The organism is Rhodovarius crocodyli (assembly GCF_004005855.1).
In the GTDB taxonomy this organism is placed as follows: Bacteria; Pseudomonadota; Alphaproteobacteria; order Acetobacterales; family Acetobacteraceae; genus Rhodovarius; species Rhodovarius crocodyli.
On the sequence record NZ_SACL01000007.1, the window covers coordinates 1 to 20,937 of the forward strand.

General features: G+C 71.1%; 22 protein-coding genes and 1 tRNA gene. 13 read left to right on the forward strand and 10 right to left on the reverse strand.

The genetic code is table 11. The annotated features are described in order from the left end of the window. Positions 1 to 50 precede the first annotated feature (50 nt). Positions 51 to 127, forward strand: a tRNA-Met gene (locus EOD42_RS18020). A gap of 56 nt (positions 128 to 183) precedes the next feature. Here EOD42_RS18020 and EOD42_RS18025 read toward each other — a convergent pair. The 5 genes from EOD42_RS18025 to EOD42_RS18045 are packed head-to-tail and all read right to left on the reverse strand — an operon-like array spanning position 184 to position 6,203. Beyond that, positions 184 to 2,262 carry an acetate--CoA ligase family protein gene (locus tag EOD42_RS18025; RefSeq protein WP_127788969.1) on the reverse strand — a complete coding sequence of 693 codons (2,079 nt, stop codon included), beginning with the start codon at positions 2,260 to 2,262 and terminating at the stop codon, positions 184 to 186. A gap of 10 nt (positions 2,263 to 2,272) precedes the next feature. Then, positions 2,273 to 3,259, reverse strand: coding sequence for an acyl-CoA dehydrogenase family protein (locus EOD42_RS18030; RefSeq protein ID WP_127788970.1), 987 nt, complete (start codon positions 3,257 to 3,259; stop codon positions 2,273 to 2,275). Positions 3,260 to 3,261: 2 nt separating this feature from the next. Continuing rightward, the gene (locus EOD42_RS18035) at positions 3,262 to 4,431 is read right to left on the reverse strand and encodes an acyl-CoA dehydrogenase family protein (protein ID WP_127788971.1); all 1,170 of its coding nucleotides are present in this window, start codon (positions 4,429 to 4,431) and stop codon (positions 3,262 to 3,264) included. Between the two features lie 3 nt (positions 4,432 to 4,434). Next, complete coding sequence (locus EOD42_RS18040) at positions 4,435 to 5,205, reverse strand: enoyl-CoA hydratase/isomerase family protein (protein ID WP_127788972.1); 771 nt, start codon at positions 5,203 to 5,205, stop codon at positions 4,435 to 4,437. A 26-nt stretch (positions 5,206 to 5,231) separates the two neighbouring features. Further along, a complete protein-coding gene (locus EOD42_RS18045) occupies positions 5,232 to 6,203 on the reverse strand; it encodes a Bug family tripartite tricarboxylate transporter substrate binding protein (RefSeq protein WP_164868002.1) in 972 nt (323 codons plus the stop codon). A gap of 228 nt (positions 6,204 to 6,431) precedes the next feature. Here EOD42_RS18045 and EOD42_RS18050 point away from each other — a divergent pair, with 228 nt between their 5' ends. Beyond that, entirely contained in the window at positions 6,432 to 8,018 is a 1,587-nt protein-coding gene (locus EOD42_RS18050) for an ABC transporter substrate-binding protein (protein WP_127788974.1), read from the forward strand. On the opposite strand, the gene EOD42_RS18055 is transcribed toward EOD42_RS18050, so the two are convergent. Next, positions 7,993 to 8,613, reverse strand: coding sequence for a TetR/AcrR family transcriptional regulator (locus EOD42_RS18055; protein ID WP_127788975.1), 621 nt, complete (start codon positions 8,611 to 8,613; stop codon positions 7,993 to 7,995). The genes EOD42_RS18050 and EOD42_RS18055 overlap by 26 nt on opposite strands. Before the next feature lie 163 nt (positions 8,614 to 8,776). Between EOD42_RS18055 and EOD42_RS18060 the strand changes: the two genes are divergently transcribed. Beyond that, complete coding sequence (locus tag EOD42_RS18060; protein ID WP_127788976.1) at positions 8,777 to 9,742, forward strand: tripartite tricarboxylate transporter substrate binding protein; 966 nt, start codon at positions 8,777 to 8,779, stop codon at positions 9,740 to 9,742. Here the strand turns inward: EOD42_RS18060 and EOD42_RS18065 are convergent. From EOD42_RS18065 to EOD42_RS18075, 3 genes are read right to left on the reverse strand one after another with little or no spacing between them, the layout of a single operon-like run. Then, entirely contained in the window at positions 9,693 to 10,751 is a 1,059-nt protein-coding gene (locus tag EOD42_RS18065; RefSeq protein WP_127788977.1) for a YeeE/YedE thiosulfate transporter family protein, read from the reverse strand. The genes EOD42_RS18060 and EOD42_RS18065 overlap by 50 nt on opposite strands. Position 10,752: 1 nt before the next feature. Continuing rightward, on the reverse strand, positions 10,753 to 11,241 hold the full coding sequence (locus EOD42_RS18070) for a DUF302 domain-containing protein (protein WP_164868003.1): 489 nt from the start codon (positions 11,239 to 11,241) through the stop codon (positions 10,753 to 10,755). 55 nt (positions 11,242 to 11,296) lie between these two features. Continuing rightward, positions 11,297 to 12,196, reverse strand: a complete 900-nt coding sequence (locus tag EOD42_RS18075; RefSeq protein ID WP_127788979.1) for a LysR family transcriptional regulator — start codon at positions 12,194 to 12,196, stop codon at positions 11,297 to 11,299. A 112-nt stretch (positions 12,197 to 12,308) separates the two neighbouring features. On the opposite strand from EOD42_RS18075, the gene EOD42_RS18080 reads away from it, so the two are divergent. The 3 genes from EOD42_RS18080 to EOD42_RS18090 are packed head-to-tail and all read left to right on the forward strand — an operon-like array spanning position 12,309 to position 14,231. Next, on the forward strand, positions 12,309 to 12,848 hold the full coding sequence (locus EOD42_RS18080; RefSeq protein ID WP_127788980.1) for a carboxymuconolactone decarboxylase family protein: 540 nt from the start codon (positions 12,309 to 12,311) through the stop codon (positions 12,846 to 12,848). A 14-nt stretch (positions 12,849 to 12,862) separates the two neighbouring features. Beyond that, positions 12,863 to 13,720: an alpha/beta fold hydrolase gene (locus tag EOD42_RS18085; protein WP_127788981.1), complete on the forward strand. Its 858-nt coding sequence runs from the start codon at positions 12,863 to 12,865 to the stop codon at positions 13,718 to 13,720. Between the two features lie 13 nt (positions 13,721 to 13,733). After that, on the forward strand, positions 13,734 to 14,231 hold the full coding sequence (locus tag EOD42_RS18090) for a GlcG/HbpS family heme-binding protein (protein WP_127788982.1): 498 nt from the start codon (positions 13,734 to 13,736) through the stop codon (positions 14,229 to 14,231). A 28-nt stretch (positions 14,232 to 14,259) separates the two neighbouring features. On the opposite strand, the gene EOD42_RS18095 is transcribed toward EOD42_RS18090, so the two are convergent. Beyond that, positions 14,260 to 14,856, reverse strand: a complete 597-nt coding sequence (locus tag EOD42_RS18095; RefSeq protein WP_127788983.1) for a TetR/AcrR family transcriptional regulator — start codon at positions 14,854 to 14,856, stop codon at positions 14,260 to 14,262. Positions 14,857 to 14,990: 134 nt separating this feature from the next. Between EOD42_RS18095 and EOD42_RS18100 the strand changes: the two genes are divergently transcribed. The 7 genes from EOD42_RS18100 to EOD42_RS18130 all read left to right on the forward strand — a co-directional run bounded on the left by EOD42_RS18100 (position 14,991) and on the right by EOD42_RS18130 (position 20,934). Next, a complete protein-coding gene (locus EOD42_RS18100; RefSeq protein WP_127788984.1) occupies positions 14,991 to 15,650 on the forward strand; it encodes a peroxiredoxin-like family protein in 660 nt (219 codons plus the stop codon). Beyond that, entirely contained in the window at positions 15,647 to 16,351 is a 705-nt protein-coding gene (locus EOD42_RS18105; protein ID WP_127788985.1) for a glutathione S-transferase family protein, read from the forward strand. Before EOD42_RS18100 ends, EOD42_RS18105 begins: the two co-directional genes overlap by 4 nt. Positions 16,352 to 16,415: 64 nt before the next feature. Next, positions 16,416 to 17,762 (forward strand): hypothetical protein, encoded by a 1,347-nt coding sequence (locus EOD42_RS18110; RefSeq protein ID WP_127788986.1) that lies wholly within the window; start codon positions 16,416 to 16,418, stop codon positions 17,760 to 17,762. Further along, a complete protein-coding gene (locus EOD42_RS18115) occupies positions 17,759 to 18,505 on the forward strand; it encodes a TIGR04282 family arsenosugar biosynthesis glycosyltransferase (protein ID WP_127788987.1) in 747 nt (248 codons plus the stop codon). Before EOD42_RS18110 ends, EOD42_RS18115 begins: the two co-directional genes overlap by 4 nt. Next, a complete protein-coding gene (locus EOD42_RS18120; protein WP_127788988.1) occupies positions 18,505 to 19,221 on the forward strand; it encodes a glycosyltransferase family 2 protein in 717 nt (238 codons plus the stop codon). The genes EOD42_RS18115 and EOD42_RS18120 overlap by 1 nt, the downstream gene beginning before the upstream one ends. A 22-nt stretch (positions 19,222 to 19,243) precedes the next feature. Next, positions 19,244 to 20,290, forward strand: a complete 1,047-nt coding sequence (locus EOD42_RS18125) for an NAD-dependent epimerase/dehydratase family protein (protein WP_127788989.1) — start codon at positions 19,244 to 19,246, stop codon at positions 20,288 to 20,290. Further along, a complete protein-coding gene (locus EOD42_RS18130; protein ID WP_127788990.1) occupies positions 20,287 to 20,934 on the forward strand; it encodes a cytochrome b/b6 domain-containing protein in 648 nt (215 codons plus the stop codon). The genes EOD42_RS18125 and EOD42_RS18130 overlap by 4 nt, the downstream gene beginning before the upstream one ends. Positions 20,935 to 20,937 lie beyond the last annotated feature (3 nt).

Below are 20,937 nucleotides of genomic sequence, written 5' to 3' on the forward strand. Positions count from 1 at the left end.
AGAGTCGGTCGCCGCCAGACCACCTAACCAGAGAGTTTTTCCACTTTTACCGCGGGGTGGAGCAGCCCGGTAGCTCGTCAGGCTCATAACCTGAAGGTCACAGGTTCAAATCCTGTCCCCGCATCCAATTCAGCCCCACCAGCTCACCTGGTGGGGTTTTCGCGTTCTAGAAACAATACTCTCCTACCCGCCACCGAAGCTCACCAGCGCATCCAGCGCCACGGCGCCCTTCTCCCGGACCAGAAAGGGGTTCACCTCCACGCTCTCCACCTCGGCATGGGCGGCCGCGAAGCGGGACAGCGCGACAAGCGCATCGATCAGGGCGCTTCTGTCCAGCGGCGGCCCGCCGCGCCAGCCTTCCAGCAACCTGGCGCCCCGAGACGCCGCGATCAGCTTCCCGGCCCGCTCCCGCGTCAGCGGCGCGCTGGCGAAGGCCACGTCCTTGAACAGCTCCACCGCCACGCCGCCCAGCCCGAACATCACCATCGGGCCGAAAACGGGGTCGCGCAGCGTGCCGATGATCGTCTCCACGCCACCCTTCAGCATGGTCGCCACCAGCACCCCGTCCAGACGTGCATCAGGGCGCGCCCTGCGGGCGCGTTCCATCAGCGTGGCGAAGCCGGCCGCCACCGCCTCGGCATCGGCCAGGTTCAGCAGCACGCCGCCCACTTCCGTCTTGTGGGCGATGTCGTCCGAAAGGATCTTCAGCACGACCGGATAGCCGAGCGTATCGGCAGCCGCGACCGCGGCCTGTGCGTCGGCGCAGGCATGCTCGGCCGGCACAGGCACGCCGGCCGCGGCGATCAGGCGCTTCGCCTCGGCCTCATTCGCCACCGACAGCCCCAGCGGCGCGGCGGCCTCGATCTCGGGCACGGCCGCTGCACCCGCCTGCAGCCGCAGCAACCGTTCGGCACCCGCCACGGCGCGCACGGCGCGGTTGGGGTCCTCGAACACGGCGATGCCCTCGGCCTCAAGCGCCAGGCGCACCTCGTCCACATGCGTCATCACCGCCACCACGGTGCGGTCCGGGAAGTCCCGTCGCAGCCCCGTCAACGCCTTGGCCAGCGGCGGGAAGCGCTTCAGGTCGCGCCCCAGATGCGCCAGATAGAACATGACGGCGCCGAGCTCGGAGCCCCGCATCATGGTCTGGCTGATGGTCTCCACCACATGCAGGCGCCCCGCGAGCTGCGCCGTGGTGTCGATCGGGTTCCGCCCGCCCGCCATGGGCTGCACGGCGCGGATCTCCGCCAGCACCTCGGGCGGCATGGCCGGCACTTCGAGTCCGTTCTCGACGCAGGCATCGGCCATCAGCACGCCGATGCCGCCCGACACGCTCAGGATGCCCACCCCCGCGCTCGGCGGCTTGGGCCCGACGGAGCACAGATAGGCGACATCCAGCATCTCCTCGATGGAGGAGACACGCAGCGCGCCGCATTCGCGGAACACGGTGTCGATCACCCGATCCTCGCCGGCCAGCGACCCGGTATGGGTCGCGGCGGCGGCCGCCCCCACCTCGGTGCTGCCGACCTTCATGATGATGACGGGCTTCTTCGCGGCGGCGGCCTTCAGCAGCGCGCGGCGCAGCCCGTCGCCATTGGTGCAGCCCTCCAGAGAGGCGCAGATCACCTTGGTGCCAGGGTCCTCGGCCAGGTAGTCGATGGCGGCGGCCACATCCACATCGGCCTCATTGCCGGTGGCGATGGCGCGGCTGATGCCGATGCCGCGGAACCCCGCCACGGCGTAGATGTGTGAGCCATAGGCGCCGCTCTGCGTCGCCACCCCCACCGTGCCCGGGCCGGGCCTGGCGGTGGCCAACAGCGAGGAGAAGGTGCCGAAATACCCGTCCGGCGGGCTGATGCTGCCCAGGCAGTTCGGCCCGGTGAAGCGGATGCCATGGGCGCGGGCCTGCTCGGCCAGGCGCTGCTGCATGGCCACACCCTCGCCGCCCTCCTCCGCGAAGCCGGAGGACAGCACCTGCATGTGCTTCACCCCCTTGGCGGCGCAATCCTCGACGGCCTTCGCGACGAGGCCCGCCGGCAGCAGGATCAGCGCGCAATCCGGCACCTCCGGCAGATCCATCACGCTGCGGAAGGCCGGCAGTCCCTGCACCTCCGCCGCGCTCACGTTGATGGGATAGATGCGGCCGGTGTAGCCCAGCGTCTTGAGGTGCAGCAGCGCGCGGCCGCCCAGCTTCTCCGGGTCGCCCGAGGCGCCCACCACCGCCACCGATTGCGGGCGGAACATCTTTGCCAGTTCGTGCATGGTGTTTCCCTCAGGCGGCGGCGCGATGCGCGTCGAGCAGCCGGCGCATCTGGAAGCTGCGGTCGCCGTATTCGAATTCGGCCATCATGATGCGGCGCGCGAGACGGATGGCGGCCACATCCTCCGTCATGCCCATGCCGCCATGGCACTGGATGGCGGCCTGGGCGATGAAGCGCCCGGCCTCACCCAGCCGCAGCTTGGCGAAGGCGATGTCGCGCCATTCCTCGCTGCCGTGGCGAAGGGCCTGGGCGGCCAGGCCGCGAAGGTTCTCGTATTCCACATACATCTCGGCCACGCGGTGGCGCAGCGCCTGGTGGGTGGCCAGCGGCACGCCGAACTGCACGCGGTTCAGCAGATAGGCGATGGTCTGCTCGATGACGGCGCCCGCCGCCGAGACCGCCTCGATGCAGGTCAGCAGCGCGCCCAGGTCACGGGCCTGTTCGGCGCGGGCGGTGATGCCGCTTTCCAGCACCTCCACAGGCGTGCCGTTGAAGCGGAAATCGGCGGCCGGCTTGGCGTCGATGCGCTGATAGCGCGTGACGCCATCGACCGGCGCGAACAGCAGCGCATCGTCCAGCACCACCAGCACATGGGTGGGGTCGGGCGGAGTCTCGATGCCCACCACGGCGCCGGTCAGCCGGCCGCCCTCCAGCCGCAGCGCGTCGGCCGGGTCGTCCACGGCCGCCTCCGGCAGGATCAGCGCGATGCGGTGTTCCAGCAGATCGCGCCGCCTGCCCAGCAGGAACGGGATGACGCCGCAGCTCAGCGCCACCGGCAGCGGCAGCCCGCCGCGCCCGGCGCCCCCCGCCAGCGCCGCCAGGTCGGCCAGTTCGCCCTCGGCTTCCAGCCAGCCCTGGGCCACGATCTCATCCCAGTATTTCCGCAGCGTCGCGGCCGGATCGGCGCTCAGCGCCAGTTCGCGGTCGGCTTCCAGGCCGATGGCGCAGGCCTGCTCGAAGGCATCCCCGCCCACGATGGGTGTCGGTGTGAAGGACATGGTCAGGACCCGAAAAGCTGTTTGGCGATGACGTTCTTCTGCACCTCGCTGCTGCCGCCATAGATCGTGCGGACGCGGCCATAGAGGTAGTTCTGCACCCACTCGATGCCCGGTGCCTCGGCGTTTGCGCTGGTGGGGCGGAAGCGTGGCGCCAGACGCTCACCCACCGCATCCAGCGCGATTTCGCTGACATGCTGCGCCGTCACGCTGGTGCCGAGCTTCAGCACGGAGGGCAGCAGGCCGAGCGGGCGGCCTTCCATGGTGGCTGCCACCGCCTCCTGCCCCAGCGCCTGGGCGCCGCGCAGCTCGGCCTCGGCCAGCAGCAGGCGTTCCTCCAGCGAGGCGCGCTTGGGCGCCTGGGCGGGGCTCGCCAACTCGCGTTCGATCAGGGCGCGGGTGCGCTCCAGGTTCTTCATCGCGGGGGCGACATTGGCGCCGCCCAGCCGCTCCCGCTCCAGCAGGAACTTGCCATAGGTCCAGCCCTGGCCTTCCTCGCCCACCCGGTTGGCCACCGGCACACGCACCTGGTCCAGGAACACCTCGTTCACATGGTGCCAGCCGTCGATGGTGCGGATCGGGCGGATGGTGATGCCGGGAGAATTCAGCGGGATCAGCAGCAGGCTGATGCCCTGCTGCTTCTTCGCCTCCTTCGAGGTGCGGACCAGCGTGTACATCCAGTCCGACTCTTGCGCGTGGGAGGTCCAGGTCTTCTGGCCCTCCACCACATACTCATCGCCCTCGCGCCGCGCCGTGGTGCGCAGAGAGGCGAGGTCCGACCCCGCCCCGGGCTCGGAATAGCCCTGGCACCACCAGTCCGTGCCGTTCAGGATGCCGGGCAGGAAGCGCTGCTTCTGTTCCTCGGACCCGAATTCGATGATGACGGGGCCGAGGTGCCGCAGCCCGTGATGGTATTGCGGCGGGCAGTCGCACTCGGCCATCACCTCATCGAAGATGTGCCGCTGCTTCAGGTCCCAGCCGGTGCCGCCATACTGCTTCGGCCAGCCCGGCGCGCCCCAGCCGTGTTCGAACAGGATCTTCTGCCAGGGGTACCAGATCTTGCGCGACAGCTTGCGATAGGTGGCCACCACCGCCCGGATCTCGGGCGGGCAACGGCTCATCGCGAAGTCGCGCACCTCTGCGCGGAAGGCCTCGTAATCGACTGGGGCGGCCATGGCTCAGCGCCCCTTGAAGACCGGCTTGCGCTTTTCGAGCTGCGCGGTGCGGGCCTCTTTCGCGTCCTCGGTCTTGGAGAGCTCGTAGGTGAAGTTCTGCTCGAAGCGGTAGGCGTCCTTCGGCGACATCAGCTCCACGAAATTGCAGCTGTTCTTGGCATACTTGATGCCGAGCGGGCTCTTCTCCGCGATGCGGGCGGCCATCTTCATCGCGGCCGGCACCAGCTCCTCCTGCGGCCAGACGCTGTCGATCACGCCCAGCCGATACAGCTCGGCCGCCGGGATGCGGTCGCCCGTGAACATGATCCGCCGCGCGAAGGAGCGGGAGAAGAACTCACGGATCATCGCGGCCCCGCCGGCCAGGCCCACATCGATCTCGGGCATGGAGAAGAAGGCGTTCTCGGACGCCATGAAGATGTCGCAGGAAGCCATGAGGCCGAAGCCCGCGCCCATCGCGCCACCGTTCACCGCCGCGATCACGGGCTTGGCGCATTCGCGGATGGCGTTGCCGGTCTCACGCGTCACCCGGTTATGGTCCCAATACTGGCCGGGCACGGAGGGATCGGGCCGCTGCTTCAGGTCGGCGCCGGCCGAGAAGATGTTGCCCTGGCCGGTCAGCACCAGGCAGCGGATGTCGTCGCGGTCCGTCGCCTCGTCGAAGATCTGGATCAGGCGGTCGCGCACCGCGCGGTTCACCGCATTCACCGGCGGGCGGTTCAGCGTGACGAGGGCGACGCCATCGGCGACTTCGAGCTTCACGACATCAGCGGACATGGTTCTCTCCAGAATGATTGAGGGGCTCAGCCGGCACGGATGCCGGCGCGGCGGATGACCTCGCCCCAGGTGTTGGATTCACGGCGCAGCATGGCGCCCAGCTCCTCGGGCGTGCTGGGGGCAGGGGCACTGGAACCCGCGAGGCGCAGGCGCTCCTTCACCTCCGGGTCGTTCAGCACGCGCACCACCGCCTGATTCAGTCGGCGGATGATGGGCTCGGGCGTGCCGCTGCGGACGCAGAGGTAGTTGATGACCCCCACCTCGAAGCCCGGGATGGTTTCCCCGATGGTGGGCACATCCGGCAGCTCGGGCATGCGCTCGGCGCTGGTGACGGCAATGGCGCGCATGTTGCCGGCCTGCAGCAGCGGCTGCATGGGCCCGTAGCTGTCGATGGACATGGTGACGCGGCCGGCCGCCACGTCCTGGATCGCCTGGCCGGTGCCGCGATAGGGCACATGGGCGAGGCGCACATCGGCGCGCATGGCCAGCAGCTCACCCGCCAGATGGCTGCCGGCGCCCACGCCCGCGCTGGCATAGCTGACGGAGCCGGGGTTCGCCCTGGCCAGGGCGATCAGCTCCGCCACGTTGCGGGCCGGCACGTCGCGATGCACGGCCATCACATAGGCGCCGCGCACCAGCAGGCTGACCGGCGCGAAGTCCTTTTCCGCGTCATAGGGCAGGGACATCAGATGCGGGTTGGTGATCAGCGGGCCCGGCGTGCCGTAGAGCAGCGTGTAGCCATCGGCCGGTGCCTGGGCCACGGCCTGAGTGCCGATGGTGCCGCCCGCGCCGCCGCGGTTCTCCACGACCACGGGCTGGCCCAGCTCGGCACCCATGGGGTCGGCCACGATGCGGGCGGTGGCGTCGGCGCCGCCGCCCGGCACGAAGGGCACGATCATGCGCAGGGACCGCGTGGGGAAGGCCTGGGCCCATGCCGGGACGAAAGCCGGTGCCGCGAGTGCCGCACCTGCGCCGCCGAACAGCAGGCGCCGTGACATGCCGATGGTCATACCCGTTTCCCTCCGCCGCCTGTCCTGCCCGCTTCTGCGGGTCATTGATTGACCGGTCGGTCAGCGAAAGGTGAAACACTCCGACGAGACGCGCAAGACGGATTCGGGAAAATCATGGCTTGCCTCGCTGGCGTGCCCGCCATAGCGTCGCGGGAACAGACCGATCGGTCAGCACGTATCTCGCAGATGCAGCATGACCGGCAATGGGAGAAACGCATGTTCAGAGCTGCATGCCGGCTGGCCGCCGGCCTGGCCGCGATCGCCTGCAACCCGGCCCTCGCGCAGAACCTGACCATGGGCGCGGGCGCCCCGGTCTCCTCGCTCGACCCGCACTATCACCTGCTGCGTTCCAACAACGAGGTCGCGCAGATGCTGTTCGACCCGCTGGTGAACACCGACGCGCGCGCCCAGCTGCGCCCTGGCCTGGCGGAAAGCTGGCGCGCCATCGGCGACAATGTGTGGGAGTTCACCTTGCGAGAGGGCGTGCGCTTCCATGACGGCACGCCCCTGGTGCCCGACGACATCGCCTTCACCTTCGAGCGCATCCCGACCATCCGGGGGCCGGGGGCCTCCTTCTCCGCGCTGACGCGGTCGGTGGAGCGGGTGGAGGTGATCGACAACCGCACCTTCCGCCTGCACACGGCCGGGCCCGCGCCGCTGCTGCCGACCTATCTGTCGCAGGTGATGATCCTCAGCCGCCGCCTGCATGCGCAGGCGACGACGCCCGAGTTCAACAGCGGCCGCTTCGCCATCGGCACCGGGCCCTTCCGGCTGAGCGCGCATGCGCTGGGCGACCGCATCGCCTTCGCGCGCAACGACGCCTATTGGGGCGAGCGCCCGTACTGGGCCAACGTCACCTACCGGATGATCACCAACGACGCGGCCCGCACGGCGGCCCTGCTGGCGGGCGATGTGGACATCATCGACCAGATCTCCACCAGCGACCTGGAACGCCTGAAGCGCGACCGCCGCTTCCGCATCGCGGAGGCGACGAGCCTGCGCGTGATGTACCTGACGCTGGACGGCACCCGCCAGGCGCCGGTGCCGCTGCTGTCAGGCCATGACGGCCAGCCCCTGCAGGCCAACCCGCTGTCGGACATCCGCGTCCGGCGCGCCCTGAACCTGGCCCTGGACCGCCGCCAGCTGGTGGAGCGCGTGATGGAGGGCGCGGCGCTGGCCACCACCCAGTTCATGCCGCCCGACACCTACAGTTCCATCCCCGGCCGCCCGATCCCGGCCGCGGACCCCGACGCCGCGCGCCGCCTGCTGACGGAGGCGGGCTATCCGCAGGGGTTCCAGCTGACGCTGATCGGCTCCAACGACCGCTACATGAACGATGCGCGCATCGTGCAGGCGGTGGGGCAGATGTGGACGCGCATCGGCGTGCGCACGACGGTGGAGGCCCAGCCCTATGCCACCTTCATCGGCCGCGCCACCCGGCGCGAGGCGCCCGCCGCCCTGCTGACCTGGGGCAATTCGACGGGCGAGGTCTCGGTGCTGCTGAATTCCGTGCTGCGCACGCCTGACCGCGATGCGGGCCATGGCCCGGCCAACCGCCTGCTCTATTCCAACCCCGCGATGGACCGTGAATTGGCCGCCGCCCAGGCCGAGATGGATGACGCGAAGCGTGAGGAGCTGCTGCGCCGCGCCTCGCTGGCGGCACTCGATGACGGGATGATCGTGCCGCTCTATCTGCAGAACGCCATCTGGGCGATGCGCGCGGACCTGACCTATGAGGCGCGGATGGATGAGCGCAACGACCCGGGCGCCGTCCGTCTCATCGCGGCGCGACCAGCCCGTTGAAGATCATGTCGCAATAGGCGTCGGCGATCTGCGGCGGCGCCATGCCCTTCTCGGGGCGGTACCAGCGGTGCATCCAGTTGAGCGACGACAGGATGAGCCGCCCCGTGAGGGGCACATCCACCGGGCGGAACTCCCCGGCGTCGATCGCCTCCTGGATCAGGGTGCGGATCAGCCCCTCATACTGGTCGCGCCACATCATGCGTTCCTTCTGGCGCCGCTGCTCGGGGTCGTTCCAGAAAGCGGTGGTGGAGGCGATCCAGGCCCAGCGGTATTTCTGGAAATACTCGCCGGTCGCGGTCATGAAGCGGCGCACGCGCTCGGCCGGCCCGGCCTCAGGCAGGCGGTCGAACACGTAGTGGTACAGCTCCCGCGTCGAGCCGAGCGTGACCTTGGCGAAGATCTCGTCCTTGTCGGTGAAGTGGTGATAGAGCAGCGACTTCGAGATGCCGCAGGCGAGCGCGATGTCGCGCATCGAGGTTCCGTCATAGCCGTTGGTGGCGAACAGGCGCGAGGCTTCGGACAGGATCTGCAGCATGCGTTCGGCCGCGTCGCCCGCCTCGGGCGTCGTGGCTGGCCTGGTCGCGGCGCGCGCCATGGGTCTCTCCTGCGCATCCAGTGGAACGACCAACCGGACGTCCGGTGTGCCGTGCTTTTTCCGCTATGCACCGCCGCAGGCGCGGCGTGAAGTGCATTGTAGCACGCTGACCGATCGGTTAGCGTCCCGCCATGCGTCGCAAAAGCGACCACGGGAGGAACAGATGTCCATCGGCACGGCGCCGCGTCGCGGCCTGCTCGGCATGCCCTTTCTGTCGACGGGCGCGGCCCGCGCCCAGCCCAGGGCCTTCCCCAGCCGCCCCATCCGCATCTTCGGCGCCTGGGCGCCGGGCCCCAATGTCTATACGCGGGTGCTGGCGGAGCTGATGGCGCCGCGGCTGGGCCAGCCGGTCGTGATCGAGAGCAAGGCGGGCGCGAACGGCACGCTCGCCGCCCGCGCGGTCAGCACCGAGGCGCCGGACGGCCACAGCCTGGCGCAGATGCCGGGCTCCGTGTTCCGCGTTCCCTTCATGAGCGCGCGCCCGCCCTATGACCCGGTGGCGGACTTCACCTACATCATCTGCCTCACCGGCTATCCCTTCGGTGTCGTGGTCAGGGCCGATTCACCCTATCGGACATGGGCCGATCTGGTGGCGGCCGCGCGGGCCCGGCCGGGGGCCGTGACCTATGGCTCGCCCGGCGTCGGGACGGAGCCGCATGTGGTGATGGACCGTATCGCGGGGACGGAGGGCATCGACTGGCTGCATGCGCCTTATCGCGGCGGTGCCGAGCTGACGAGCGCGCTGCTGAGCGGCACCATCGACGCCGTCGCCACCGCCAGCCACTGGTCGCAGCTGGTGCTGGACGGGCGGTTGCGGCTGCTGAATGTCTGGACGCCCGAGCGCATTCGCCGCTACCCGGATGCGCCCACCCTGCGTGAGATCGGCTACGACATCGTCGCCACCTCGCCCTATGGCATCGCGGGGCCCAGGGGCATGGATGCGGGCGTGGTGCGCGTGCTGCACGATGCCTTCAAGGAGGCCCTGCTCCGCCCGGAATCCCTTGCCTATCTGGACGGGCTGGACCAGCCGGTGATGTACATGGACAGCGAGACCTACAGCGATTTCGCGCGCCGCCAGGTCATTCAGGAACGCGAGCTGGTGCGGCGGCTGAACCTGCGGCTGGACTAGCGCGGGCCGGGCCGCGCCCGGCCTGCCGCAGCAGGATGCCCAGCTTGCAGCCGGGCAGCACGGCAAGGACCCACACGAAGCCGTGCAGGCTGCCGGAGGACGCGCCCCCCACGAAGGCGCCGATGTTGCAGCCGAAGGAAAGCCGCGCGCCGATACCCATCAGCAACCCGCCCGCCGCGGCCTCCAGCACCGCGCGCCCGCCGATGGGCGTGCTGAGGCCGAGCCGGCCGCCGGCAGCCGCGGCCAGCAGCGCGCCCAGGATGATCCCCAGGTCGGTGGCCGAGGCCGGCAGGTCCAGCCAGGGGCCGGCCAGTGCCTCGGCCATGCCCGGGTCGGACCAGAAGGCGAAGCCGTGCAGGCCGATGCCCATGGCCTGCACCGCCTTGGCACCCCACAGCGTCAGGCCCAGCGTGACGCCCCAGGGCTGGCCGCCGACCAGGAACAGCAGCGCCGCCAGCAGCCCGACCACCGCCCCGGCCCATAGCCCTCGCGCGGAGGGGCGCTGCCCGCGCAGCACCAGGGCCGCGCCGGCCAGCAGCAGCAACTCGGTGGCGGCCAGCCCGCCCCAGATGCCGAGCCTTTCGGCCAGGTCCACCACGCCGATGCCGGGCCAGGCCAGCGCCGCGGGCAGGGCCAGGCTGCCCAGCAACCCGCCCAGGCAGAAGAAGGGCAACGCCACCAGCATGCGACGAGAGCCGCGCCCGACACCGACCAGCGTTCCCGACCCGCAGCCGCCCGCCAGCTGCATGCCCACCCCGAAGATGGCGGCACCCAGCAGCAGCGAGACGCCGACCGGCGCCAGAAACCGGCTATAGCCCTCGGCCAGGGACGCGACCGGGATGATGACCGGTGCCGCCACGGCGGGCACGATGAAGGCCGCACCCAGCGCGCGAGCGTCGCCTTCCTCAAGGAAGGCACGGAAGCCGCCGGTGAAGCCGTAGCCGAGCCGCACGAACACCGCCCCCGTCAGCACGGCCGCGGCCAGCAGCGCCCAGGGCACGCCGGCCATGCTATTGCGCCGCCTGCCGGACCAGCGTGTCGAGGAAGGCCTCGGTCTGGGCCTGGCCCTCGGGCGGGATGGTCACGCCATGGCGGGCGAACAGGCGCCGGGCCAGGTCCTGGCCGGTGCTGCGGGTGATGCGCGTGTGGCCGGCATCATCCTGCCAGACCAGCACCCGCATCGGCAGGTCCAGCGCCAGGGTGGGGGTGGCCGCCATGCCCGGCGTGCCGGCGCGCGGGTTGCCGAACAGCAGCACCATGCGCGGCCGAAGCGCCATGCCCACGTCATGCGCTGCGGCGGCATGGTCGATGGTGGTGAACACCACCCAGCCGGCCTGCCTTACCGCGGCCGACAGGCGTTCGACGGTGGCGGGCACTTCCCCGGCGGCCGGCACCGTGACCATGCCGCCATCCTGCGCCCGCGCCGGTGCGCAGAGGAGCAGCGCCGCCATCAGGGCGCCGCAGGCCCAGGCGTGGCGGACGGGGTTCGGTAAGGGCATGGGCGGTCCTGCGGCCTCTGGGTTCGCGGGGTGTTCGCCGGGGCGCGCGTGAAGGTTACCGCGCGTCGATCCCCACGGCCTGCGCATGGGCACGCAGTGCGGCGACGAAGGCGCGCAGCTTCGGTGCACGGGCGCGCCCGGCCTGGAACACCAGATGCACCGGCACGGGCGGCGGCTCGGCCTCTCTCAGCACATAGGCCAGGCGGCCGGCCGCCACATGCGCCTCCACCTGATAGGACAGCACGCGGGCTATCCCCATCCCCTCCAGCGCGGCGGTGACCACGGCCTCCACGTCATTGCTCAGCAGGCGGGGGGAAAGGCGGATGGCGGGCCGCCCCTCGGGCCCGAAGCGCCATTCGCCCTGGGGCGCGAAATTGTCGAAGACCAGCTGGGCGTGGTGCGCCAGCGCGGCGGGGCTGTCCGGTGTGCCATGCGCCGCGATCCAGGCCGGGCTGGCCACCAGCACGCGCCGGACCTCCGCCACGCGCACGGCATGCAGGGCGCTGTCCGGCAGCTCCGCGATGCGCAGGGCGACATCGACCCCTTCCTCCACCAGCCGCACCAGACGGTCCAGCAGCGTCAGCCGGATGGTCAGCCTGGGGTGGCGGCGCATCAGCGCCAGGCACACCGGCAACACATGCATGCGCCCGAACACCACGGGGGCGGTCACGATCAGCTGGCCCTGCGGCTCCGTCTCCTCGCCGCGCAGGTCGCGGGCGGCGTCCTCCAGCTCGGCCAGGGCGGGCAGGCAGCGCTGCAGATAGGCGGCACCCTCGGGCGTCAGCGCGACGGCGCGGGTGCTGCGGCGCAGCAGCAGCACGCCCAGCGCGCGCTCCAGGTCACTGACGGCGCGGCTTGCGGCGCTGGGGGACATGCGCAGCTGCCGGGCGGCCTTGGCGAAGCTCTGGTGCTCGGCCACGGCAATGAAGGTGCGCAGGCTGTCCAGCCGGTCCATTCGTGCCGATCCCACATGAATGAAGTGCTGTATCGCCGGATTATCCCGATCGTTGCAAGCACGACATGGCGCGGCACGGCGGCCATTTCGGCGCGCCCTTCAGGAGCTTCCCATGTCCCGCATTCCGCTTCCCGGCCCGGAGGACACCCCGGCCGCCTCCCGCCCGCTGCTCGACGGGCTTGCCCGCAAGCTCGGCAGCGTGCCCAACCTCTATCGCCTGCTCGCCCTCAGCCCCGCAGGGCTGGAGGCCGCGCTGGGCCTCAGCGGCGCGCTGTCCCGCACGCTGGACGCGCCGCTGCGTGAGCGCATCGCCATTGCCGTGGCGCAGGTGAACGGCTGCGAATACTGCCTCTCGGCGCATGCCTATCTGGGCGCCAGGCTGGCCGGGCTGCCGCCCGAGGAAATCGCGGCGAACCGCCTGGGCCATTCGCTGGAGGCGCGCGCCGATGCCGCCGTCACCTTCGCCGCGCGGGTGGCGCAGCATCGCGGCCAAATCACGAATGAGGAACTGGCCCAGGTGAAGGCCGCCGGCTTCACCGATGCCGAGGTGCTGGAGATCGTGCTGACCGTGGCGCTGAACGGCCTGACCAACCTGGTCAACAACGTGGCGCGCACGCCGGTGGACTTCCCGCCCGCGCCGGCCCAGGCCTGAGCGGGGTACCGGCCATGACCGCGACCATCCGCCACCGCACGGCCTCCATCCTGGGCCGCAGCGTCTTCTGGCGCGAGGCCGGGGACCCGGCGCGGCAGACCATCCTGCTGCTGCACGGCTTTCCCGCCAGCTCCTTCATGTTCCGTGACCTGATCCCGCGCCTGGCCGCGCGCTTCCATGTGGTGGCGCCCGACCTGATCGGCTTCGGCCAGTCCGAGGCGCCTGCCGCCGGGGAGTTCGACTACAGCTTCGCGAACCTTACCCGCCATGTGCGCGCCCTGCTGGAGCATCTGGGGGTCACCTCCGCCATCTACTACATGCAGGATTACGGCGGCCCGGTGGGCTTCCGCCTGTTCGCCGAGCGCCCGGAGCAGGTGGTGGGCTTCGTCATCCAGAACACCAACGCCTATCTGGAAGGCGTGGGGGAGATGCCGAAGCAGGTGTTCCTGCCGCTGTGGCAGGAGCGCAACGCGACGACCGAGGCCGCCGCGCGCGGCTTCCTGGCGGCCGAGACCACGCGCTTCCAGTATCAGGTCGGCGCCCGCAACCCGGAGGCCGTGAGCCCCGACAACTGGACGCTGGACCAGGCCCTGCTGGACCGCCCGGGCCATGACCGCGCGCATCTGGACCTGCTGGCCGACTATCAGAGCAACGTCGCGGCCTATCCGGCCTGGCAGCAGGCCTTCCGCACCTGGCAGCCGCGCACGCTGATCCTGTGGGGCCGGCACGACCCCTTCTTCATCCCGGAAGGGGCCGAGGCCTATCGGCGCGACCTGCCGGGCGCGCGGCTGGTCTGGCTCGATGGCGGGCATTTCGTGCTGGACGAGCACGCGCCCGCCGTCGCGGCCGAGATCCTGGCCGAGTTCGGCTGAGGGGGGCAGGGGGATGATCAGACTGCTTCTCGCGGCGCTGCTGGTGGCGGCACCCGCCGTCGCCCAGGTGAACCGCAGCGGCTACCGCCTGCCGCTCGACCTCGCGCTGGAGGCGGCGCAGGAGGCCGCGCGCCACTGCCTGGCCAACGGCCATGAGGTGAGCGTGACGGTGGTGGACAGTTCCGGCGTGCCGCAGGTGGTGCTGCGCACGGATGGCGCGACCATCCACACGCGCGATACCAGCTTCCGCAAGGCCTATACGGTGGTCACGCTGGGGCCGGTGTTCCGCTTCCAGACCGCCGGCGCCTTCGCGGCGCTGGTGGCCCGCAACCCGGCGAACGGGGCGGCGCTGGCCTCGGTGGCAAATGTGATCCCGCTGGCGGGCGCGGTCGCCTTCGTGGCCCATGGGGAGATCGTGGCGGCGCTGGGCGTGGGCGGCGCGCCGGGCGGCGACAGGGACGAGGCCTGCGCCGAGGCCGGGGTGGCGCGGGTCAGGTCCAGGCTGCCGTGACCAGGCTGCCCTGAGGCCGGGCAGGGGCCTATTCCCCCGCGCCGCGCGCATCCAGCAGCGCCAGCGCGGGGGCGATGACCCCTTCCAGCAATTCCCGTTCGGGCCGCGCGCGGGCCAGCACGCGCACGCCCATCAGCACCCCCAGCAGGTGCCGGGCCAGGGCCTCAGGCGGCAGGGCGCGCCCGATCGTGCCGTCGGCCTGGCCCGCCGCCACGCTGCGGCGGAAGAAGCCCTCGATGCGGGCCAGGGCGCCGGCGACCGTCTTGCGGAACTCCTCGTCATGCGGGGCCAGCTCCAGCGCCGCATTCACCACCATGCAGCCCTTGTGGTCCGGGTCCGCCAGGGAGCGCTCCACGATCTCCGCCAGGAAGGCGCGCACCCCCGCCCGCGGCGGCAGTTCCGAGCAGCGGCGGATGCGGTCGTCGATGCTGTTGTCGACATAGCGGCTGAGGGAGCGGCCATAGAGCGCGCGCTTGTCGCCGAAGGCGTTGTACAGGCTGGCCGCCGTCAGCCCCGTGCCCGCGATCAGGTCGCGCACGGAGGTCGCCTCGTAGCCGTGGCTCCAGAAGCGCTGCACCGCGGCGTCCAGCACCGCGTCCTCGTCGAATTCCCTGGGCCTGGCCATTCCATTGTCCGTGTGGGTGGGCGTGGCCGCATTCTGCCATCGCCGAAGCCTTATTGCATATTAGAACGATCATACTAAAACTAAAGGCCAGCCGGGCCCGCCACGGCGCACCGGCCCTGGAAAGGATCCTGTTCATGGGACTCGACGCGGATCTCGCGGCCTTCAAGGCCGAGTTCGAACGCACCGCACCGGCCGGACGGCCCGCCCTCTATGACGCCAAGGTCGAGGAGCTGCGCGCCAGCTTCGCGGCGGATAAGGCCCTGAAGGCCGGCGATACGGCGCCCGGTTTCACCCTGCCCGATGCGACCGGCACGCCGGTCAGCCTCTCTGGCCTGCTGGCCCAGGGGCCGGTGGTCGTCACCTTCTATCGCGGCGGCTGGTGCCCCTACTGCAACATCCAGCTGCGGGCCTATCAGGCGGTGCTGCCGCGCATCGCGGAACTCGGCGCCAGCCTCGTCGCCATCTCCCCGCAGCAGCCGGACGGCTCGCTCTCCACGGCGGAAATGAACGCGCTCACCTTCCGCGTCCTCAGCGATGTGGGCAATGCGGCCGCACGCGGCTTCGGCCTCGTCTATGCGCTGGCGCAGGAGATCCGGGACGCGCTGACCTCCAACGGCAAGGCGCTGCCGGGCATCAACGGCGACGACAGCTGGGAACTGCCGGTGCCCGCCACCTTCGTCATCGCGCCCGATGGCCGCGTCAGCCTGGCCTGGCTCGATGTCGACTACCGCCGGCGGCTGAACCCGGAGGCGATCATCGACGCCCTTGAGGCCCTGCGCGGGAGCCACGCATGATCCGCCTCTATTTCCACCCGACCCCCAACCCCGCCAAGATCGCGCTGCTGCTGGAGGAGCTGGGCATTCCCTTCGAGGTCGTCCCAGTGGACACCAGCAAGGGTGAGCAGCATGAACCTGCCTTCCGCGCCATCAACCCCAACGGCAAGGTGCCGGCCATCGTCGATACCGACGGGCCGGGCGGGCAGCCCGCGCGGGTGTTCGATTCCACCGCCATCCTGCTCTACCTGGCGGAGAAATCCGGCCGCTTCCTGGGCACCCCGGCCGATCGACCTGAGCTGCTGTCCTGGCTGCTGTTCATCGCCTCGGGCCTGGGCCCCTTCTCGGGCCAGGCGGTGCATTTCCAGTACGCGGCGCCCGAGGGGCTCGCCTATGCCGTCAACCGCTACAGGCGGGAGGCCGAGCGCCACTACCAGGTGCTGGAGGACCACATGGCCGGGCGCGACTGGATGGTGGGCCAGGGCTACACCATCGCCGACATCTCGGCCTGGGGCTGGCTGGACCGTGCCTCACGCGTGATGAAGGGCGCCGAGGACCCGCTCGCGCCCTATCCCAACCTGAAGCGCTGGTTCCAGGCGGTGGAGGCGCGGCCCGCCGTGGCGCGTGCCCGCCTGGTCGGCACTGGCCATGCCTTCAAGAAGGTGAATGACGAGGAGACGAGGCGCGCCCTGTTCCCGTCCAACTACCCGCCCGCGAATTAGCCGCGGAACCCCGTAACCCCGGCGCGATCCAGCGCGAAGCACCTGTCACGATCCCGGAGGGTTCATGCAGATCGCGTCGACGGACAGAGGGGACCCCGCCTGGCGGCTGGCGCTGCTGGGGATGGTGCTGGTGGCGATGGTCGCCGTCGGCCCCAGCCTGCATCGCGCCGCGGGCGACCTCGCCTTCAACGCGCTGGGCGTGGCCCATGGGTTGCTGGTGCTGTGGGCGCTCAGCCTGGCGGGGCGGGCGCCCAGCCGGCGGGTCATGGTCGTGATCATCGTGGTGGCGGTGCTGCTGCGGCTCGCGCTGCTGTTCGTGCCGCCGCACCTGTCCACCGACGCCTTCCGCTATGTGTGGGACGGCCGCGTGCAGGGGGCGGGCATCAACCCCTATCGCTATGTGCCGGCGGCCCCTGAGCTCGCGCCACTGCGCGATGCCGCGATCTGGCCCTTCATCAACCGTGCCGACTACGCGGTCACGATCTATCCGCCGGCGGCCGAGATCTTCTTCTTCCTGGTCGGGCGCATCGCCGACGGTCTGGTGCCGCTCAAGCTCGCGCTCATCGCCTGCGAGGCGGTGACGATGCTGGTGCTGCGCGACCTGCTGCGCCGGATGGGCCAGCCCGAGACCCGCCTCATCGCCTATGCCTGGCATCCGCTGGCGGTGTGGGAGATCTCGGGCAGCGCGCATGTGGACGGCGCGATGGTGGCGGTGCTGGTGCTGGGCATCTGGGTCGCGGTGGCGGCGCGGCGGCCGGTGCTGGCGGCGGGCGTGCTGGCGGTCGCGGCCCTGATCAAGCCGCTGGCCGCGCTGGCGCTGCCGCTGGCCTGGAAGCCCTGGGGCTGGCGTGCGCCCGCCATGGCGATCGGCACGGCGGCGCTGCTCTACGTCCCCTACCTGTCGGTCGGCACCGGCATCTTCGCCTTCGTCGGCGGCTATGTGCAGGAGGAAGGGCTCGAGAGCGGCGACGCCTTCTGGCCGGTCTGGCTCGTGCAGGCGCTGGCCGGGCCGCAGGGCTGGGCCAAGCCGCTGTACCTGCTGCTGGCGGCCGCGCTGCTGCTGGCGATGGCCTTCCGCCTCTCCTTCGCGGCCGAGGAGGGCATCGCGCAGCGGCTGCGCCGCCTGTCCTGGCTGTTCCTGATGGGCGTGCTGGCGCTCTCGCCCGGCTATCCCTGGTATTTCCTGTGCCTCGTGCCCTTCGTGGTCCTGGTGGGCGCGCCGCCTTTCTGGGCCGCCACCATCGCCTGCTACCTGCTCTACGACGAGATCCCGGGCGATGCGTCCATCGCCTTCTGGGTCCGCGACGGGGCGTTGCACCTGGCCATCATCGCCTCCGCGCTGTGGATGCTGCGCCCGCGCGCGCCCGCCACGGCCCCCCAACCCCGCATCACCGAGGAACCGAGCCGATGAACGCTCGCCCGCCGCATGCCGGCAGCATCGCCGTGGCCATCATCTGCAAGACGCCGATGGCCGGACGCTCCAAGACGCGGCTGTCCCCGCCGCTGCGGCCGGAGGAATGCGCGGCCATCTCCGCCTGTTTCATCCGCGACCTGGCGGTCACCATCGACGGCCTGTCGGGTGAGGGCGTGCGGGGCTATGCCGCCTATACCCCGGCGGGTTCGGAGCCCGCGCTGCGCCCGCTGCTGCCCGAGAGCTTCGGCCTGGTGCTGCAGGGCGAGGGCGACCTGGGCGACCGGCTGCTGAAGGCCGCCGAGGACCTGCTGGCGCTGGGCCATGCCGGGGTCATCCTGGTCAATTCCGACAGCCCCACCCTGCCGCCCGCCATCCTGCGCGATGCGGTGGCGGCGGTGCGGCGCGGCGGCAATGTCACGCTGGGGCCGGCCAGCGACGGCGGCTACACGCTGATCGGCCTGTCGGCCACGCATCCGCGCCTGTTCGCCGAGATCCCCTGGAGCACGGAGGTGGTCTGCCGCCTCAGCCGCGACCGCGCGGCCGAGATCGGCATGCCCGTGGTGCTGGTCGACCCCTGGTACGACATCGACGACGCCCATTCCTATGCGGTGCTGGAGGCCGAGCTGCGCGGCACGCCGCCGGCCTTCGCGGTGCCGGGGCGGCCCTTGCAGGATGCCCCGGCCACCCGCGACTTCGTGGCCCGCCGCGCCGCCGCGCGCCCCATGCCGCAGGTGGTGTGATGCTGCGCGGCGTCGCTGTCGTGATCCCCTGCCTGAACGAGGCCGAGCCCATCGCCGCCGTGGTGCGGGAGGTGCTGGCCCAGGGCGTGAGCGAGGTGATCGTGGTGGATAACGGTTCGACCGATGCCACGGCCGATATCGCGCGCCTGGCCGGGGCGCGCGTCGTCAGCCAGCCCCTGCGCGGCTACGGCCATGCCTGCGCCGCCGGGGTCGCGGCCATCGGGCCCTGGTGTGAGTTTGTCTGCTTCATGGATGGCGACGGCAGCGACGTCCCCGCCTTTCTCGGCGCCATGGTGGCGCCCCTGGCCGAGGACCGTGCGGATTTCGTCCTGGGCTCCCGCCTGCGCGGCGTGCGGGAGGCAGGGAGCCTGACGCCGCAGCAGCTGGTGGCCGGGCGCATCGCGGGGGTGCTGCTGCGCCTGGTCTATGGCGTGCGCTTCACGGACATGTCGCCGATGCGCGCCATCCGGGTCGACCGGCTGCTGGCGCTGGACATGCGCGAGCGCAGTTTCGGCTGGAACCTGGAGATGCAGATGCGCGCCGCCGCCGGCGGCCTGCGCTGCCTGGAGATACCGGTGGACCACCGCTGCCGCCGGGGCGGCGTGTCCAAGGTCTCGGGCAATCTGGCCGCCGGCCTGCAGGCCGCCTGGAAGATCGGCACCACCTTCCTGCGCCTGGCGCTGACGCTGCGGCGCGGGGCCATGGCGCGGCCATGAGGACGAGAGGGGAGAGACCCGCATGCGCATCCTTCTGACCGGCGGCGCCGGCTTCATCGGCCGCCATGTGCTGGCCCGCCTGCTGCGGCGGGGGCATGAGGTGAGGGTGCTCGACTCCCTGCGCGCCGACGTGCATCGCGGCGCGCCCTGGGTGCCGCCCAAGGGGGTGGAGCTGCGCGTCGCGGATGTGCGCGACAGGGGCGCGGTCGAGGATGCGCTGGCGGGCATGCAGGCCGTGATCCATCTGGCCGCCAAGGTCGGGCTCGGCGTCGATATGGACGACATGCCGGACTACGCCTCCTCCAACGACGCGGGCACCGGCGTGCTGCTGGCGGCCATGGCCAGGCGGGGGGTGGGGCGGCTCACGCTTGCCAGCTCCATGGTGGTGTATGGCGAGGGGCTCGGCCTGTGCGCGGAGCACGGCGCGGTGCGGCCCGGCCCCAGGCTGGAAGCGAGCCTGGCGGCGGGGGATTTCGAGCCGCCATGCCCGCATTGCGGCCGGGCGCTGCAGGTGCGGCTGGTGGATGAGGCGACGCCCTTCGACCCGCGCAACGCCTATGCCACCAGCAAGGCCGCGCAGGAGCATTACGCGGCGAATTGGGCGCGGGCCACCGGCGGATCGGCGGCCATGATGCGCTATCACAATGTCTATGGCCCCGGCATGCCGCGCGACACGCCCTATGCCGGGGTGGCGTCCATCTTCGCCTCCGCCCTGCGGGCCGGGCGCGCGCCGCAGGTGTTCGAGGATGGCGGCCAGCGGCGCGACTTCATCCATGTGGCCGATGTGGCGGCGGCCACCGTCCTCGCCTGTGAGCGCCACGCAGGGGGTGTGGATGCCTTCAACGTGGGCTCCGGCACGCCCCGCACCGTGGGCGGCATGGCGCAGGCCCTGGCGGACGCGCTGCGCGGGCCGGCACCCGTCGTCACCGGCCGCTACCGGCTGGGCGATGTGCGCCACATCACCGCCGATTCCGCCCGCCTGCGCGATGTGCTGGGCTGGCGGCCCGAGATCGGCTTCGAGGCCGGCATGGCCGAGCTGGCGGCGCTGCCCGCCGGGGCGGCGGCATGACCGCGATGGACGCCGCGCGGCCGCCCCGCACCCGCCGGCTGCACCCGCTGCCGGTGCGGATCCTGCACTGGATCAACGCCGCGACGATGATCGTGATGATCCTGTCCGGCTTCGGCATCTACAATGACGAGGCCATCCTGGACTGGGTGTTCTTCCCCCATTGGCTGCTGCTGGGCAGCTGGGCGGCGGAACACCTGCTGTGGCACCTGGCCGGCATGTGGCTGCTGGTGCTGAACGGCGCGGCCTATCTGGCCTATGGCCTCATCAGCGGGCGCTTCCGCGAACGCTTCCTGCCGATCTCGGCGCGCGAGGTGCTGGCGACGGTGCGGGACACGCTGCGGCTCAGGCTCTCGCACCAGGATATCACCGTCTACAACGCGGTGCAGAAGCTGCTCTACATCGGCGTCATCCTGGCCATCATCGTGCAGGTGGCGACGGGGCTGGCCATCTGGAAGCCGGTGCAGCTGGCCTGGCTGACCGCGCTGTTCGGCGGGTTCCAGGGCGCGCGGCTGGCCCATTTCATCGGCATGGCCTGCATCGTGGGCTTTCTGCTGGTGCATGTCGCGCTGGCGCTGCTGGTGCCGCGCACCATCCTGGCCATGGTTCTGGGCGGGCCGCGCATTCCCCCGCAACCGGCGGAGTAGAAC

Excerpts from the sequence above, each read along its gene's own strand:
- EOD42_RS18065 (WP_127788977.1), bottom strand. The coding sequence starts at position 10,751 with ATGGCCGGCGTGCCCTGGGCGCTGCTGGCCGCGGCCGTGCTGACGGGG.
- EOD42_RS18100 (WP_127788984.1), top strand. The coding sequence starts at position 14,991 with ATGGGACTCGACGCGGATCTCGCGGCCTTCAAGGCCGAGTTCGAACGC.
- EOD42_RS18040 (WP_127788972.1), bottom strand. The coding sequence starts at position 5,205 with ATGTCCGCTGATGTCGTGAAGCTCGAAGTCGCCGATGGCGTCGCCCTC.
- EOD42_RS18070 (WP_164868003.1), bottom strand. The coding sequence starts at position 11,241 with ATGCCCTTACCGAACCCCGTCCGCCACGCCTGGGCCTGCGGCGCCCTG.
- EOD42_RS18095 (WP_127788983.1), bottom strand. The coding sequence starts at position 14,856 with ATGGCCAGGCCCAGGGAATTCGACGAGGACGCGGTGCTGGACGCCGCG.
- EOD42_RS18050 (WP_127788974.1), top strand. The coding sequence starts at position 6,432 with ATGTTCAGAGCTGCATGCCGGCTGGCCGCCGGCCTGGCCGCGATCGCC.
- EOD42_RS18075 (WP_127788979.1), bottom strand. The coding sequence starts at position 12,196 with ATGGACCGGCTGGACAGCCTGCGCACCTTCATTGCCGTGGCCGAGCAC.
- EOD42_RS18030 (WP_127788970.1), bottom strand. The coding sequence starts at position 3,259 with ATGTCCTTCACACCGACACCCATCGTGGGCGGGGATGCCTTCGAGCAG.
- EOD42_RS18080 (WP_127788980.1), top strand. The coding sequence starts at position 12,309 with ATGTCCCGCATTCCGCTTCCCGGCCCGGAGGACACCCCGGCCGCCTCC.
- EOD42_RS18055 (WP_127788975.1), bottom strand. The coding sequence starts at position 8,613 with ATGGCGCGCGCCGCGACCAGGCCAGCCACGACGCCCGAGGCGGGCGAC.
- EOD42_RS18090 (WP_127788982.1), top strand. The coding sequence starts at position 13,734 with ATGATCAGACTGCTTCTCGCGGCGCTGCTGGTGGCGGCACCCGCCGTC.
- EOD42_RS18025 (WP_127788969.1), bottom strand. The coding sequence starts at position 2,262 with ATGCACGAACTGGCAAAGATGTTCCGCCCGCAATCGGTGGCGGTGGTG.
- EOD42_RS18125 (WP_127788989.1), top strand. The coding sequence starts at position 19,244 with ATGCGCATCCTTCTGACCGGCGGCGCCGGCTTCATCGGCCGCCATGTG.
- EOD42_RS18045 (WP_164868002.1), bottom strand. The coding sequence starts at position 6,203 with ATGTCACGGCGCCTGCTGTTCGGCGGCGCAGGTGCGGCACTCGCGGCA.
- EOD42_RS18105 (WP_127788985.1), top strand. The coding sequence starts at position 15,647 with ATGATCCGCCTCTATTTCCACCCGACCCCCAACCCCGCCAAGATCGCG.
- EOD42_RS18085 (WP_127788981.1), top strand. The coding sequence starts at position 12,863 with ATGACCGCGACCATCCGCCACCGCACGGCCTCCATCCTGGGCCGCAGC.
- EOD42_RS18110 (WP_127788986.1), top strand. The coding sequence starts at position 16,416 with ATGCAGATCGCGTCGACGGACAGAGGGGACCCCGCCTGGCGGCTGGCG.
- EOD42_RS18120 (WP_127788988.1), top strand. The coding sequence starts at position 18,505 with ATGCTGCGCGGCGTCGCTGTCGTGATCCCCTGCCTGAACGAGGCCGAG.
- EOD42_RS18060 (WP_127788976.1), top strand. The coding sequence starts at position 8,777 with ATGTCCATCGGCACGGCGCCGCGTCGCGGCCTGCTCGGCATGCCCTTT.
- EOD42_RS18115 (WP_127788987.1), top strand. The coding sequence starts at position 17,759 with ATGAACGCTCGCCCGCCGCATGCCGGCAGCATCGCCGTGGCCATCATC.
- EOD42_RS18130 (WP_127788990.1), top strand. The coding sequence starts at position 20,287 with ATGACCGCGATGGACGCCGCGCGGCCGCCCCGCACCCGCCGGCTGCAC.
- EOD42_RS18035 (WP_127788971.1), bottom strand. The coding sequence starts at position 4,431 with ATGGCCGCCCCAGTCGATTACGAGGCCTTCCGCGCAGAGGTGCGCGAC.